The following is a 13572-nucleotide window of genomic DNA, read 5'->3' on the forward strand; positions in this document are numbered from 1 at the left end:
CGTCGCCGGTGCGGGACAATCGTCGTGTGGACGATCTGCACGTGCCCCCGGGCCCCGGCGCGCCCCGCGGCCTCAGGGTGCCGGCGGGTGAACTGGTCGAGCAGTTCTCCCACGCCTCCGGGCCGGGCGGCCAGGGCGTCAACACCACCGACTCCCGGGTGCAGCTCTCTCTCGACCTGGCCACGACGACGGCGCTGAGCGACGCGCAGCGCGCACGTGCCCTCGATCAGCTCGCCGGCAGGCTCTCGGGCACCGTGCTCACCGTCAGCGCCGCCGAGCACCGCTCCCAGCGACAGAACCGCACCGCGGCGAGACAGCGTCTCGCCGCACTCCTGCGCGGCGCCGTGGTGCCGCCGGTGGTCCGGCGAGCGACCCGGCCCACCCACGGCTCGCGCCGTCGCCGTCTCGAAGGAAAACGCCGCCGCTCCGAGACCAAGCAGAACCGCCGGCGCCCCGGGCCGGAGTGATCTCCGCTGGCGCGGAGCACCCGCCCGGCTCAGACGTTGAAGCGGAACTCCACCACGTCGCCGTCGCGCATGACGTAGTCCTTGCCCTCGATCCGGACCTTGCCGGCGGCCTTGGCGTCGGCCATGGACCCGGCGGCGTCGAGGTCCTCAAAGGAGACGATCTCGGCCTTGATGAAGCCGCGCTCGAAGTCGGTGTGGATGACGCCGGCGGCCTGCGGGGCGGTGGCGCCCACGGGGATGGTCCAGGCGCGCGACTCCTTGGGCCCGGCGGTGAGATAGGTCTGCAGCCCGAGGGTGTGGAACCCCGTGCGGGCGAGCTTGTCGAGACCGGCCTCGTCCTGCCCGGACATCTCCAGCATCTCCTTCGCCTCCTCCTCGTCGAGCTCCACGAGCTCGGACTCGAGCTTCGCGTCGAGGAAGACAGCGTCGGCGGGCGCCACGAGCTCGCGCAGCTCCTGCTGCTTGGCCTCATCGCCGAGCACCCCGTCGTCGGCGTTGAAGACGTAGATGAACGGCTTGGCGGTGAGCAGGCTGAGGTCGCGCAGCTGGTCGACGTCCAGCTTCTCCTTCTCGGCCGCCCCGAAGATGGTGTCCCCGCGCTCGAGGATCGTCTGCGCCTGCTGCATGGCGGCGAGCTTGGCGGGATCGGCCTTCTTGATCTTGACCTGCTTCTCGAGGCGCGGGATCGCGTTCTCGAGGGTCTGCAGGTCGGCGAGGATCAGCTCGGTGTTGATGGTCTCCATGTCCGAGGCGGGGTTGATCTCGCCGTCGACGTGGATGACGTCCGGGTCGTCGAAGGCGCGGACCACCTGGGCGATCGCGTGCGCCTCGCGGATGTTGGCGAGGAACTGGTTGCCCAGGCCCTCCCCTTCGGACGCGCCCTTGACGATGCCGGCGATGTCCACGAAGGACACGGTGGCGGGCAGGATCCGGTCCGAGCCGTGGATGTCGGCGAGCCGGTCCAGCCGCGGGTCCGGCAGGTTGACCACGCCGATGTTCGGCTCGATGGTCGCGAACGGGTAGTTCGCCGCCAGGACGGTGTTGCGGGTCAGCGCGTTGAACAGGGTGGACTTGCCGACGTTGGGCAGTCCGACGATTCCGATAGTAAGAGCCACGGGAGACCATCCTACCGGGCACGGCGCCGGCACGCCGTGCCGCCCCCGGTGTCCCTGGCCGAGGTCGTGGGCGTGTCGTGGCCCGTGGGGCTTCCGGGACGGCGCGCGGTGGAGCAGAGTCGGAGCATGACGTCCTTCCCGGCCTCCCGCACATCGCCGCATCCGAGCCCCGCCGGCCCGTCAGCCGGTTCCCCGGCCGTCGACGTCTCCGGCGTCCACAAGGGCTTCGGGCGCGGCGAGCAGCGCGTCCGCGCCGTGGACGGCGTGAGCATGCGCATCGAGCGCGGCGAGGTCGTCGCGCTGCTCGGGCCCAACGGCGCCGGGAAGACCACCCTCCTCGACATGGTCCTGGGCTTCACCGACCCCGACGACGGCACCGTGCGCACCCTCGGCGCCGCCCCGCGCGAGAGCGTGCGGGCCGGGCGGATCGGCGCGGTCCTGCAGACCGGGGGGCTGCTCGACGACCTGTCCGTGCGCGAGACGGTCGCGATGGTCGCGACCCTGCACCGGGACCCGCTGCCCGTGGACGAGGCCCTGGGCCGGGCGGGGGCCGCCGGGTTCGCGCGGCGGAAGGTCTCCAAGTGCTCGGGCGGCGAGCAGCAGCGGCTGCGCTTCGCGCTGGCCCTGCTGCCCGAGCCGGACCTGCTGGTCCTCGACGAGCCGACCGCGGGCATGGACGTCGGCGCCCGGCGGGAGTTCTGGGCCGCGATGCACGCCGAGGCGGAGCGCGGCCGGACGGTCGTGTTCGCCACCCACTACCTCGACGAGGCCGAGGAGTTCGCCGCCCGCACCGTGGTGCTCAAGGGCGGGCGGGTGGTCGCCGACGCCCCCACCGCCGAGGTCCAGGCCCTGGCGGGCCACCGCGTGGTCAGCTTCCGCTGGGAGGGGCCCGGGCCCGTCGTCGTCCCGGGGGCGACCGCGCTGGAGCCCGCCGGCGGACGCCGGCGGCTCACGGGCCCCGACACGGACGCCATCGCCCGCCACCTGCTGACGACCACGGGCGCGAGCGAGCTCGAGATCACCCACGCCGGACTCGAGGAGGCCTTCCTGGGCCTCACCGCCGACTGACCGGCCCCGCTCCCCCCGTCCCGACCCCCCGCCCCTACTCCCCCGTCCCCGGAGGACCAGCACCATGAGCATCGCCTACGCCGCCCACGACCTGCGCCGCAACGTGCGCATGGTCGAGAACACCTTCTTCATCGTGGTCCTGCCCGCCGTGCTCTACGTGATGTTCACGGCGCTGGGGGACTTCTCCGACCTCCCGGTGGGCCACGGCAACGCCGGCGGTTACAACATGATCTCGATGGCGGTCTACGGGGCGGTCACCGCGACCACCTCGATCGCCGGCTCAGCCGCCGTGGAGCAGGCCCGCGGGTGGGGCCGGCAGATCGGGCTCACGCCGGCGCCGCGGCACGGGTACGTGCTGTCCAAGGTGGCCGTGGCCCTCGCCATGGCCGTGCTGCCCGTCCTCGTGGTCTACGCCGTGGGCGCCCTGACCGGTGCCGAGCTGGGCGGCTGGCGCTGGCCCGCCACGGCGGCGATCGTCGTGGCCGGCTCCTCGGTGTTCGCCCTCTACGGTCTGGCGGCCGGGCTGCTGTTCCGCTCCGAGTCCGCCGTGGGGGCGGCCTCCGGGATGCTCGTGGTGCTCAGCTTCTTCGGCAACCTGTTCGTCCCGCTCACCGGGGTGATGCTCGACATCGCGCGGTTCACCCCGCTCTACGGTCTGGCCGGACTCGCCCGCTATCCGCTCGTGGAGGGCGACGTCGTGGCGACCAGCGGCCCGCCGGTGGAGTCCGACCCCCTGTGGGCGCTGCTGCTCAACACCGGGCTCTGGACGGCGGTCTTCGTGGCCGTGGTGCTGCTCGCCGTGCGCCGGACCACGGTCCGGCGCTGACCGGGCGACACTCCGGGGAATGGGGCGGGGAGCGGGGCGGTGAGCGCCGCTGCCGTGCGGTGTCCGGGTGGCGTGCCACACTGCTGGGCATGACCGTCAGCCTCGTCGTCGTCCTCGTCCTGCTCGCCCTGCTGGTGGGCGCCCTCCTGGGCGCCGCCGTGGCGCGGGTCCGTGCCGCCCGGGAGGTTCGGGCGGCCGAGGAGGAGCGGGCCGGGCTGCAGGCCGAGCTCGCCGCCGTCCAGGACCGGCTCGTGGACCTGGCCTCCGAGCGGGCGGCGGCCGTCGAGGCGCGCGCCCAGCTCGAGGACCGGCTGCGGGACGCCGACGCCCGCTCCGTGCAGGACAACAACGTCCTGCGGGCCCTGGCGCCGGTGGCCCACCAGCTGCGCTCGGTCGAGGAGCACGTGACGGCGCTCGAGCGGGACCGGGCCGAGCAGTACGGGGGCATCACCCAGGCCCTCGCCCACACCCGCGAGGTCGGCGACCACCTGCGCACCGCGACCACCTCCCTGTCCTCTGCGCTGCGCTCGGGCTCCGCGCGCGGCCTGTGGGGCGAGGTGCAGCTGCGCCGGGTGGTCGAGTCCGCGGGGATGACCGCGCACGTCGACTTCCGGGAGCAGGTCGCCTCCAACGGCACCACCGCGGACGGCGAGCGCAGCGCGATCCGCCCGGACATGGTGGTGCACCTGCCGGGGGGCCGCGACATCGTCCTGGACGCCAAGGCGCCCATGACCGCCTACCTGCGCGCCCAGGACGCCGAGGACGACGCCGGGCGCCGGGCGCAGCTGGCCGGCCACGCGAAGGCCGTGCGCGGGCACGTGGACGCGCTGGCGTCGAAGAAGTACTGGGAGGCGCGGGACGCCTCCCCCGAACTGGTGCTGTGCTTCCTGCCCGCCGAGTCGGCGCTCTCCGCGGCCCTGGACGCGGACCCGACCCTGCTGGACCACGCCGCGAGCCGCAACGTGGCGATCGTGTCGCCGGTCTCGCTGCTCGCCTCGCTCAAGGCCGTGGCGTTCACGTGGCGGCAGAACGGGCTCACGGAGAACGCCAAGGAGCTCTTCGACCTCTCCCGCCAGCTCTACGAGCGGCTGGGCACGGTCGGCAAGCACCTCGACGACATGGGCCGGTCGCTGCAGAAGTCGGTGGAGACCTACAACCGGCTGACGGGCTCCGTGGAGACCCGGGTGTTCCCCACGGCCCGGCGGATCAACGACCTCGACCCCACGCTCGCGGAGGACGATCGGCTCACCACGCGTCCGCTCGTGGTGGCGCCGCGCCCGCTCACGGCGCCGGAGTTCACCGAGGCGGCGCAGCTGCCGCCGGCGCCGGAGGCGGTGCAGCTCCCGGAGCCGGCGGAGCGCCCGGGCCGCACCGCCCCGGACGGCGGCGTACCGGGGCAGCTCGACGAGCGCGCGGCGGGCTGAGCGGACGGGTCCGCCCGCGGCTCAGCGGGTGGGGCGGGCCCTGCGGCTCAGCGGGTGGGGCGGGCCCCGCGGCCGCCGAGCCGGTGGGAGGTGTCCCCGGCCGCGGTGAGCCGGGCGCGCAGCTCCTTGGGGAGGGAGAACAGCACGTCCTCCTCGGCGGTGACGACCTCCTCGACCTCGCCGTAGCCGTAGTCCGCGAGCAGGCGCAGCACGTCCTTGACGAGGACCTCCGGCACGGAGGCCCCGCTGGTGACGCCCACGGTGGCGACGCCCTCGAACCAGGACTCGTCCACCTGGTTCGCGAAGTCCACGCGCTCGGCGCGGCGGGCGCCGTACTCGAGGGCGACCTCCTTGAGCCGCACGGAGTTCGAGGAGTTCGCCGAGCCCACGACGATCACGAGGTCAGCGTCCGGGGCGATCTTCTTGATCGCGGTCTGCCGGTTGGAGGTGGCGTAGCAGATGTCGTCGCTGGGCGGGTCCTGCAGGGAGGGGAAGCGCTCGCGCAGCTTCTGCACGGTCTCCAGGGTCTCGTCCACGCTGAGGGTGGTCTGGGAGAGCCAGACGACCTTCTCCGGGTCGCGGACGACGACCTGGCCGACCTCGTCGGGGCTGTTCACCACCTGGATGTGCTCGGGGGCCTCGCCGGCGGTGCCCTCGACCTCCTCGTGGCCGTCGTGGCCGATCAGGAGGATGTCGTAGTCGCTCTTCGCGAAGCGCACGGCCTCGCGGTGGACCTTGGTGACCAGCGGGCACGTGGCGTCGATGGTGCGCAGCTCGCGGGACTTCGCGGACTCCACCACGGCCGGGGAGACGCCGTGGGCGGAGAAGATCAGCAGGGACCCCTCGGGGACCTCGTCGGTCTCCTCGACGAACACGGCGCCCTGCTCCTCGAGGGTGCTCACCACGAACTTGTTGTGCACGATCTCCTTGCGCACGTACACGGGGGCGCCGTAGTGCTCGAGCGCCTTCTCCACGGCGATGACGGCGCGGTCGACGCCGGCGCAGTAGCCGCGGGGGGACGCGAGCAGGACCTTCTTCGGTCCGGCCACGGGAGCGGCGGCGGCCACGTCCTCCGGCGAGCGCCGGGAACGGGGGACGGTGGGCATGGAGAGCGCAACGGTGGTCGGCATGGCCTCCATGCTACGCGGTGGGGCGGGGCCCGCGCCGTGATCCGCCCGACACGAGGATGGCCCCGACGAGGCCCACGACGCCCGTGATCCCGGCGGCCCAGGCGGCCGTGACCATCTGCTCGCCGAGGGAGTCGGTGAGCAGGAGGACGGCCCGGTCGGCGGCGAGCCGGACCACGGGGTCGCCGCCGAGCATGCCGGAGGCCCGCTGCACGCCCTGCTCCACGAGCAGCCACGCGACGCCCAGTCCGGCCAGGGTCCCCAGCCCCAGCACGGCGAGCACGGCGAAGCGGTGCCGGGTCACGAGCAGCGCGAGCACGGCGAGCACCGCGGCGGTCCACGTGAGCGGCACGGCCAGGTCGGTGACCCGGGTGCCCGCCTCGATCAGGCGCCCGGTGTTCGACCCCGGGACGGTGATCCGGCTCTCGCGCTCCGCCAGCCCGACGTCCACGCCGACGGCCCGCTGCACGGCCGCGTCGACCTCCCGGAGGACGGGGGCGATGTCCAGCACGAGGTCCTTCGGCGGCTCCTCCACCGCGCCGTCCACGGGGACGTTGGCCTCGTGGGTGCGGGTGAGCGCCTCCGTCCACGCGCGCTGGTAGGCGGGGTCGGCGGTGAGGTCCGCGGCGACGTCGGCCGCACGGCGGGCGGCGTCCTCGAGCATCCGGTCGAGGAACCCGACGCCGGTGGCCCGCTCCCCCACGATCCGGTCGGCCACCTGCCCCACCGCGGTGCGGGCCAGCTCCTCCTGGAACGGCCGGTCCTCGGCGAGGGTGCCCACCACCCGGGTGAAGCCGTCGCGGGAGACCAGGGTGTCCTGGGCCCAGTGCAGGGGCACGAGCAGCGCCACGAGGGACGCGGCGGCGAGGCCCAGGACGGTGCCGAGGCCGGTGCGCAGGACGGTCGTGGCGCGTCGTCGGGGGCGGGGCGCGGAACGGGGCGCGGAACGGGGCGCGGAGCGGTGTCCGGGGGCGGGGGGTGCTGAGAGGCTCACGGAACCACTGTACGCACGGGCGGAGCGCGTGCACGGGTGTCCCCGTCGGGTGGTAAGCATGAGGCATGACGTATCTGGAGCCGCAGCAGGACGCCCCGGCGGGCGGCGAGCGGGAGCTGCCGCAGCGGGCGGACCGGACCACCCCGGAGAACCCGTGGCCGCTGCGGATGCTCTCCGAGAACCTGCATGCCTACATCGCCCGCTGCGCGCCCACGTGGGTCGAGGGGCAGATCATCGAGCTCAACCGGCGCGCCCGGGTCACCTACGTGACCCTGCGGGACGTCGACGCCGAGATCTCCGTGCCCGTGACCCTCTTCGCCAACGAGACCGCCCACCTGGACCGTCCCCTGGAGAAGGGGATGCGGGTGGTCGCCCAGCTCAAGCCGGACTTCTGGGCCAAGACCGGCCGGCTGTCCATGCTGGGCCGCGGCATCCGCCCGGTGGGCCTGGGCGACCTGCTGGAGCGGCTCGAGCGGCTGCGGCGCGCCCTCGCCGAGGAGGGGCTCTTCGACGCCGCCCGGAAGAAGCCCCTGCCCCTGCTCCCCCGCCGGGTCGGCCTCGTCACGGGGCGCAACTCGGACGCCGAGAAGGACGTCATCCGCAACGCGTCCCTGCGCTGGCCGGCCGTGGACTTCGAGGTGCGGGAGGTCGCGGTCCAGGGCTCCGGCGCGGTGCGCGCCGTGACCCAGGCGATGCGCGAGCTCGATGCCATGGCCGAGGTGGACGTCATCGTGATCGCCCGCGGCGGCGGCTCCTTCGAGGACCTCCTGGCCTTCAGCGACGAGTCCCTGATCCGGGCCGTGGCGGCCGCCCGCACCCCGGTGGTCAGCGCCATCGGGCACGAGAACGACCAGCCGCTGCTCGACTGGGTGGCCGACCTGCGGGCCTCGACCCCCACGGACGCCGGCAAGCGGATCGTCCCCGACGTCGTCGAGGAGCGCGCCGGGGTGGCCCGGGCCCGGGCGGGCCTGGACCGCGCCGTGCGGGGCTTCCTGGATCGGGAGGCCGCCGGTCTGACCGCCGTGCGCACCCGGCCCGTCCTGGCCCAGCCGGAGGACATGATCCTGCTCCGGGAGGAGGACGTGGACCGGTGGCGCACCCGGGCGCTGTCCGCCGTGGACTCCCGGACCCTGCGGGAGCGGGACGCCGTGCGCTCCCTGCGCGCCCGGGTGCGGGCGCTGTCCCCCCAGGAGACCCTGCAGCGCGGCTACTCCGTGGTCCTGGACGCCTCCGGCGCCGTGGTCACCGACGCCGCCGCCGTGCGCGCCGGGGACCTGCTGGGGGTGCGCCTGGCCGCGGGCGAGCTCGGCGTGCGCACCGAGACCGTCTCCGCCCGGCGCCCGGGCGAGCACCCCGGCTCCCCCTGACCCACGGGGCACCGGCACCACCGCCGTCCCCGACCGTTCCGAACGAGAGGCGCCACCCATGGCGAGCACCGACCACCCCGCAGCACCCGACCTGTCCGACATCGCCGGCCTGGGCTACGAGCAGGCCCGCGAGGAGCTCGTGCAGGTCGTCTCCCGGCTCGAGGCCGGGGGCACGTCCCTCGAGGAGTCCCTCGCGCTCTGGGAGCGCGGCGAGGCCCTCGCCACCCGCTGCGAGCAGTGGCTCGACGGCGCCCGCGAGCGGCTCGACGCGGCCCGGAGCCGGCGCGCGGACGCCGACGGGGGCGACGCCGACGAGGGCGCCGGGCGCGGCTGAGCCCGCCCCGCCCGGTCCGCCGTGGCGCGGGTCAGAGCTCGGAGAGGCGCCGGCGCGCGTCCTCGACGTCGTAGCCGGGGTCCGGCCAGTCGAGCCGCAGGCCCGCGAGCGCGGAGATCAGCAGGTCCTGGACCACGGCACGGGCGTACCACTTCCGGTCGGTGGGCACCACGTACCAGGGCGCGTGATCGGCGTCGGTCGCGTCGATGGCCCGCTCGTAGGCGGCCATGTAGGTCTCCCACCGGCTGCGCGCCTCGAGGTCCGAGGGGTCGAACTTCCACTGCTTCGTCCGGTCGCTCATGCGGGCGAGGAGGTTCTCGCGCTGCTCGTCCAGGCCCAGGTGGAGGAAGACCTTGACGACCACCACCCCGTCGTCGGCGAGCTCCTGCTCGAAGTGCCGGATCTCGGTGTAGCGCCGCTCGAGCTGCCGGTCGTCGAGCACGTCGTGCACCACGGGCACCAGCACGTCCTCGTAGTGGGACCGGTCGAACGCGCCGATCACCCCGGGCCGGGGCAGCTGGCGCCGCACCCGCTGGAGGAAGTGCTGGGCGGCCTCCTCCTCGGTGGGCCGGCCGAAGCCGTGGGTGTGCACGCCGTGCGGGCTGAGCCCGCCCAGGACGTGCTGGATGACGCCGCCCTTCCCGGAGGTGTCCATGCCCTGCAGGACGAGGAGCACCCGGTGCCGGGCGCCCACCGTGGCGTTGGCGTAGATCTGGCGCTGCAGCCGGGACAGCTCGGCGTCCCGGGCGGCCCGCAGCGCCGTGCCCTGCTGCTTCTTCCCCCGGAACCCGGGGGTGGAGCCGGTGTCCACCGCGTCCAGGGACAGGCCCGGCCGGGCGCGCAGCAGAGGCCGTACGTCCTGCTCGAACCCGGTGCCGGGGCTCTGGTCGGCTGCGCTCATGCGGGACCTCCTGGGAGTGCGGGGCGGGCCGCGGGGCGCGGCCCGCCGGTCACTGGCGGTAGCTGCCGAGGAACTCCTCGATCCGGTCCAGCGCCGTGGCCAGCATCTCCACGGACGGCAGGGTGACGAGGCGGAAGTGGTCGGGCTCCGGCCAGTTGAACGCCCGGCCGTGGCTGACGAGGATCTTCTGCTCCTTGAGCAGGTCGAGGGCGAACTTCTCGTCGTCGACGATGTTGAACTTCTCCACGTCGAGCTTGGGGAACAGGTACAGGGCGCCGTCGGCCTGCCGGCAGGACACGCCGTCGATCTCGTTGAGCCGCCGGTGGGCGAGGTCGCGCTGGGCCTTGAGCCGCCCGCCCGGGAGGATGAGGTCGTTGATCGACTGGTAGCCGCCGAGCGCGGTCTGGATCGCGTGCTGGGCCGGGACGTTGGCGCACATGCGCATGTTGGCGAGCAGCTTGATGCCCTCGATGAAGCTCTCGGCCTTCCAGTTGGGCCCGGTGATCGCCAGCCATCCGGCGCGGTACCCGGCCACCCGGTAGGCCTTGGAGAGCCCGGAGAAGGTCAGGCACAGCACGTCCTCACCGGTGAGGGTCGCGGTGTTGATCATCTCGGCGTCGTCGTAGGTGATCTTCTCGTAGATCTCGTCCGAGAACAGGATCAGCTCGTGCTCCGCGGCGAGGTCCACGATGGTCTGCAGCACCTCGCGGGAGTAGACCGCGCCGGTGGGGTTGTTCGGGTTGATGATCACGATGCCCTTGGTGTTGGGGGTAATCTTCGCCGCGAGGTCCTCGAGGTCCGGGTTCCAGTCGTTGTCCTCGTCGCACCGGTAGTGCACGGGGGTGCCGCCGGACAGGGCCACCGACGCCGTCCACAGCGGGTAGTCGGGGGACGGGATGAGGATCTCGTCGCCCGGGTTGCACAGCGCCTGCAGCGTCATGGTGATGAGCTCGGAGACGCCGTTGCCCAGGTAGACGTCGTCGGTGTCGAGGTTCATGATCCCGCGCGTCTGGTAGTACTGCACCACGGCCGTGCGGGCCGAGTAGATGCCGCGGGAGTCCGAGTAGCCCTGCGCGTGGGGCAGGTTCTTGATCATGTCCACGAGGATCGCGTCGGGTGCCTCGAAGCCGAACGGCGCGGGGTTGCCGATGTTGAGCTTGAGGATCCGGTGGCCCTCCGCCTCCATGTGCTCCGCCTGCTCCAGCACGGGGCCGCGGATGTCGTAGAGGACGTTCTTGAGCTTGTCGGACTGCTTCACCACTGACATGCGGTACACCTTACCCCCGGGGTGCACGCCGTCCGGGGCACCCGTCGGTGCGCCGATCAGGTGTCGTCGCCGCCCTCGAGCCAGTACCGCGCGGCCTCCTCGGGCGTGTACGGGTCGCGGGCGGAGGTCATCCGGGTCATCAGCACGAGGTCCTCGGTGCCGATCTGCGCGGAGACCCCGTCGACGACGTCCGCGGCGGCGTCCGGCAGGTCCTCGGCCGCCACGGGGACCACCCGCTGCGGGACGAAGTTGTTGAGCGGGTCGGCCAGGACCACGAGGGCGTTGTCCTCGATGGCGGGCGAGGCCGTGAACAGGGCCGCGGCCTGCACCCGGTCCTCGAGCAGTGCGTCCACGAGGTCGTCCTGGTCGCCGAACGGCACGAACCTGCCGGGCACGCACTCGTAGGCGTCCTCCAGTCCCTCCGGGCCGTAGGAGCGGCCCGCGAAGTCGAGGTCGGTGCCCAGCGCCAGCTCGTCGCACACCGGGCCCAGGTCCTCCAGGTCGGTGAGCTCGTGCTCCACGGCGGTCGGCCGGGTCACGACGACCGCCACCGTGTTCTCCGCCGGGGCCGGCTCGAGGGTCCGCAGGCCCTCGGGCAGCACGTCCTGCACCCCGGCCAGCACGTCGTCGTCGTCCGCGCGCTCCTCCCCCAGTCCCAGCAGCTCGGAGAGGTCCTCGGCGAGCCCGCCGTCCTCGGCGTCCGGGGACGGCGTGGGGGTGGGCGTCGCCTCGCCCGTGGGCGCCGCGGAGGCCGGGCCCACCGGCGCCCGGCCGCGCAGGTACAGGTAGAGGTTGCCGGAGTAGTCCGCGGCGACCTCCACCTCCCCCCGCTCGAGGGCCCCGAGGTAGTCGGCGCGCTCGGTCCCGGCGTCGACCACGCTCGCATCGAAGCCGGCCTCCCGCAGCCGCCCGGCGTAGACGTGGGCGAGCACGGCCGTCTGCCCGGTGGGTCCCGCCGCGATCCGGACCGGCTCCGCGGCGGGGGACGCCGCGGTGGCCGGCGGCTGCTCCGGGGCCCCGCCGCCGCACCCGGTGAGCGCGGCGACGGCGAGCAGGCCCGCGGCGGCGCCACGGCGGCTCACCGGCCCTCCCCCGGTCCCGCGGGGCCCGCGGCCACGAGCCCGGCCAGCTCGAGGCCCACGGGCACGAGGCCGACCAGGGGCAGCTGCGGCAGCGCCGCCAGGGGGAACCAGCGGGCCTCGTCGGAGGAGCCGTCCTGCTCCGACGTGAGCGTCCCGCCGGTGATGTGGGCGCGGTAGATCACGCGCAGGGCGTGGAAGGGCCGGTCCCGGCCGTCCAGCCGCTCGCCGGCGTCCATGTGGCGGCTGTGCACGCCGAGCAGCTCGTCGAGCTCCACGGTGAAGCCGGTCTCCTCGTGCACCTCCCGCAGCGCGGTCTGCGCGGGCTGCTCCCCGATCTCCATGCCACCGCCGGGCAGGCTCCACGCCCCCCGCAGCGTGGGGTGGCGCGGGTTCCAGTGGCTGAGCAGCACCGCCCCGTGCTGGACGATCACGGCGTAGGCACCCACCCGGGTGTCCATGGGGAAACTCATGCCCCCCATTCTAGGAACGCCCGGGGCGGGGCGCCGACAGCGCGCGCGGCGGGCGGGCCGGTGGATCGGCCCCCGGGGATAATGGGCGCGTGAGCATCGTCGACAACGCCGTCTACCGGGGCGGACAGCGCATCGCGTCCCCCGCCACGCTCGAGGAGACCTACCGGCTGCTCGCCCGGCTGCGGACCGAGGACCCCCGCTGCACCGAGGCCGGGGAGCACTGCGTCCTCGTCTGGATCGGCCTGTACCGGCCCTCCGCGGACGAGCTCGACTCCCTGGCCGAGCAGTTCGGCCTGCACGAGCTCGCCGTGGAGGACATCCGGCAGGCCGAGCAGCGGCCCAAGCTCGACCGCTACGGGAGCACCCTGTTCACGGTTCTGCGCCCCGCCGTCTACCAGGACGCCACCGAGACGGTCGACTTCGGGGAGATCCACATCGTCACGGGACCCGGCTTCGTGATCACCGTCCGGCAGTCCGAGCACGGGCGGGTCGGGCGGGTCCGGACCCGGGTGGAGTCGCAGCCCGCCCTGCTGGTGACCGGCGCGGAGGCCGTGCTCTACGCGGTGCTCGACCAGACCGTGGACGACTACTACCCGGTGGTCGAGGGGCTCGAGAACGACATCGACGAGATCTCGGACGCCCTGTACTCCGGCTCCGGGGACGGCGTCGTCTCCCGGCGCATCTACCAGCTCACCCGGGAGGTCAGCGCGTTCCACCGGGCGGTCGCCCCGCTGGAGCTGGAGCTGCGGCAGTTCCTCGAGGAGCTCGCCGGGGCCGGCGCGCCCCGGGAGCTCCAGCATGTCCTGCGGGACGTCCTGGACCACCTGATCTTCGTCAACAACAAGGTCGAGTCCTTCCAGGCGTCCCTCACCAACGCCCTCATGCTGGACTCCACGCAGCTCGCCGCCCGGCAGAACGAGGCCGCGATCGAGCAGAACGAGCAGATGAAGCGGATCTCCTCCTGGGCGGCGATCCTGTTCGCGCCCTCGATCATCGGCTCCGTGTACGGGATGAACTTCAGGTTCATGCCGGAGCTGTCCTGGGTGTGGGGCTACCCCATGGCGCTGGGGCTGATGCTCGTGACGGGCGTGGTGCTCTACGTCGTGTTCCGGTTCAAACGGTGGCTGTGA

14 protein-coding genes are annotated in these 13572 nt (G+C 73.7%); 7 read left to right on the plus strand and 7 right to left on the minus strand.

Annotated elements, in window-relative coordinates; genetic code table 11:
- Window positions 1–26 precede the first annotated feature (26 nt).
- Window positions 27–467 (plus strand): alternative ribosome rescue aminoacyl-tRNA hydrolase ArfB, encoded by a 441-nt coding sequence (gene arfB / locus ACP7CD_RS02505; RefSeq protein ID WP_035927467.1) that lies wholly within the window; start codon window positions 27–29, stop codon window positions 465–467.
- A gap of 29 nt (window positions 468–496) precedes the next feature.
- Here the strand turns inward: arfB and ychF are convergent, their stop codons facing one another.
- Entirely contained in the window at window positions 497–1582 is a 1086-nt protein-coding gene (gene ychF, locus ACP7CD_RS02510) for a redox-regulated ATPase YchF (RefSeq protein WP_017833381.1), read from the minus strand.
- Window positions 1583–1708: 126 nt separating this feature from the next.
- Between ychF and ACP7CD_RS02515 the strand changes: the two genes are divergently transcribed.
- The 3 genes from ACP7CD_RS02515 to ACP7CD_RS02525 all read left to right on the plus strand — a co-directional run bounded on the left by ACP7CD_RS02515 (window position 1709) and on the right by ACP7CD_RS02525 (window position 4900).
- Window positions 1709–2650: an ABC transporter ATP-binding protein gene (locus tag ACP7CD_RS02515; protein WP_017833380.1), complete on the plus strand. Its 942-nt coding sequence runs from the start codon at window positions 1709–1711 to the stop codon at window positions 2648–2650.
- Window positions 2651–2714: 64 nt separating this feature from the next.
- A complete protein-coding gene (locus ACP7CD_RS02520) occupies window positions 2715–3476 on the plus strand; it encodes an ABC transporter permease (protein ID WP_017833379.1) in 762 nt (253 codons plus the stop codon).
- An 89-nt stretch (window positions 3477–3565) separates the two neighbouring features.
- Window positions 3566–4900 (plus strand): DNA recombination protein RmuC, encoded by a 1335-nt coding sequence (locus ACP7CD_RS02525; protein WP_031282984.1) that lies wholly within the window; start codon window positions 3566–3568, stop codon window positions 4898–4900.
- Window positions 4901–4947: 47 nt separating this feature from the next.
- On the opposite strand, the gene ACP7CD_RS02530 is transcribed toward ACP7CD_RS02525, so the two are convergent.
- Both ACP7CD_RS02530 and ACP7CD_RS02535 read right to left on the minus strand, forming a co-directional pair.
- The gene (locus ACP7CD_RS02530) at window positions 4948–6030 is read right to left on the minus strand and encodes a 4-hydroxy-3-methylbut-2-enyl diphosphate reductase (RefSeq protein ID WP_017833377.1); all 1083 of its coding nucleotides are present in this window, start codon (window positions 6028–6030) and stop codon (window positions 4948–4950) included.
- 10 nt (window positions 6031–6040) lie between these two features.
- Window positions 6041–7021 carry a hypothetical protein gene (locus ACP7CD_RS02535; RefSeq protein WP_426118731.1) on the minus strand — a complete coding sequence of 327 codons (981 nt, stop codon included), beginning with the start codon at window positions 7019–7021 and terminating at the stop codon, window positions 6041–6043.
- Window positions 7022–7086: 65 nt separating this feature from the next.
- On the opposite strand from ACP7CD_RS02535, the gene xseA reads away from it, so the two are divergent.
- Both xseA and ACP7CD_RS02545 read left to right on the plus strand, forming a co-directional pair.
- Complete coding sequence (gene xseA / locus ACP7CD_RS02540; protein WP_017833375.1) at window positions 7087–8388, plus strand: exodeoxyribonuclease VII large subunit; 1302 nt, start codon at window positions 7087–7089, stop codon at window positions 8386–8388.
- A gap of 58 nt (window positions 8389–8446) precedes the next feature.
- Window positions 8447–8722, plus strand: coding sequence for an exodeoxyribonuclease VII small subunit (locus ACP7CD_RS02545; RefSeq protein ID WP_017833374.1), 276 nt, complete (start codon window positions 8447–8449; stop codon window positions 8720–8722).
- Window positions 8723–8753: 31 nt separating this feature from the next.
- Here the strand turns inward: ACP7CD_RS02545 and ACP7CD_RS02550 are convergent, their stop codons facing one another.
- Genes ACP7CD_RS02550 through ACP7CD_RS02565 form a run of 4 tightly spaced genes read right to left on the minus strand, consistent with a single transcriptional unit; the run spans window position 8754 to window position 12442 of the window.
- On the minus strand, window positions 8754–9623 hold the full coding sequence (locus tag ACP7CD_RS02550; protein WP_109222037.1) for a PPK2 family polyphosphate kinase: 870 nt from the start codon (window positions 9621–9623) through the stop codon (window positions 8754–8756).
- Window positions 9624–9672: 49 nt separating this feature from the next.
- Complete coding sequence (locus ACP7CD_RS02555; protein ID WP_031282983.1) at window positions 9673–10890, minus strand: aminotransferase class I/II-fold pyridoxal phosphate-dependent enzyme; 1218 nt, start codon at window positions 10888–10890, stop codon at window positions 9673–9675.
- A 56-nt stretch (window positions 10891–10946) separates the two neighbouring features.
- Window positions 10947–11972, minus strand: a complete 1026-nt coding sequence (locus ACP7CD_RS02560) for a glycine betaine ABC transporter substrate-binding protein (protein WP_035927497.1) — start codon at window positions 11970–11972, stop codon at window positions 10947–10949.
- On the minus strand, window positions 11969–12442 hold the full coding sequence (locus ACP7CD_RS02565; RefSeq protein ID WP_426118736.1) for an NUDIX hydrolase: 474 nt from the start codon (window positions 12440–12442) through the stop codon (window positions 11969–11971). The genes ACP7CD_RS02560 and ACP7CD_RS02565 overlap by 4 nt, the downstream gene beginning before the upstream one ends.
- Window positions 12443–12531: 89 nt before the next feature.
- Here ACP7CD_RS02565 and ACP7CD_RS02570 point away from each other — a divergent pair, with 89 nt between their 5' ends.
- Complete coding sequence (locus tag ACP7CD_RS02570; RefSeq protein ID WP_017833370.1) at window positions 12532–13572, plus strand: magnesium and cobalt transport protein CorA; 1041 nt, start codon at window positions 12532–12534, stop codon at window positions 13570–13572.

The sequence above is a fragment of the Kocuria sp. LHG3120 genome (assembly GCF_049897445.1).
Lineage (GTDB): Bacteria > Actinomycetota > Actinomycetes > Actinomycetales > Micrococcaceae > Kocuria > Kocuria rosea.

What these genes read in the sequence shown, in the direction of transcription:
- ACP7CD_RS02555 (WP_031282983.1), bottom strand. Translation starts at nt 10,890, where the DNA reads ATGTCAGTGGTGAAGCAGTCCGACAAGCTCAAGAACGTCCTCTACGAC.
- ACP7CD_RS02530 (WP_017833377.1), bottom strand. Translation starts at nt 6,030, where the DNA reads ATGCCGACCACCGTTGCGCTCTCCATGCCCACCGTCCCCCGTTCCCGG.
- ACP7CD_RS02520 (WP_017833379.1), top strand. Translation starts at nt 2,715, where the DNA reads ATGAGCATCGCCTACGCCGCCCACGACCTGCGCCGCAACGTGCGCATG.
- ACP7CD_RS02525 (WP_031282984.1), top strand. Translation starts at nt 3,566, where the DNA reads ATGACCGTCAGCCTCGTCGTCGTCCTCGTCCTGCTCGCCCTGCTGGTG.
- ACP7CD_RS02515 (WP_017833380.1), top strand. Translation starts at nt 1,709, where the DNA reads ATGACGTCCTTCCCGGCCTCCCGCACATCGCCGCATCCGAGCCCCGCC.
- ACP7CD_RS02550 (WP_109222037.1), bottom strand. Translation starts at nt 9,623, where the DNA reads ATGAGCGCAGCCGACCAGAGCCCCGGCACCGGGTTCGAGCAGGACGTA.
- ACP7CD_RS02545 (WP_017833374.1), top strand. Translation starts at nt 8,447, where the DNA reads ATGGCGAGCACCGACCACCCCGCAGCACCCGACCTGTCCGACATCGCC.
- xseA (WP_017833375.1), top strand. Translation starts at nt 7,087, where the DNA reads ATGACGTATCTGGAGCCGCAGCAGGACGCCCCGGCGGGCGGCGAGCGG.
- ACP7CD_RS02565 (WP_426118736.1), bottom strand. Translation starts at nt 12,442, where the DNA reads ATGAGTTTCCCCATGGACACCCGGGTGGGTGCCTACGCCGTGATCGTC.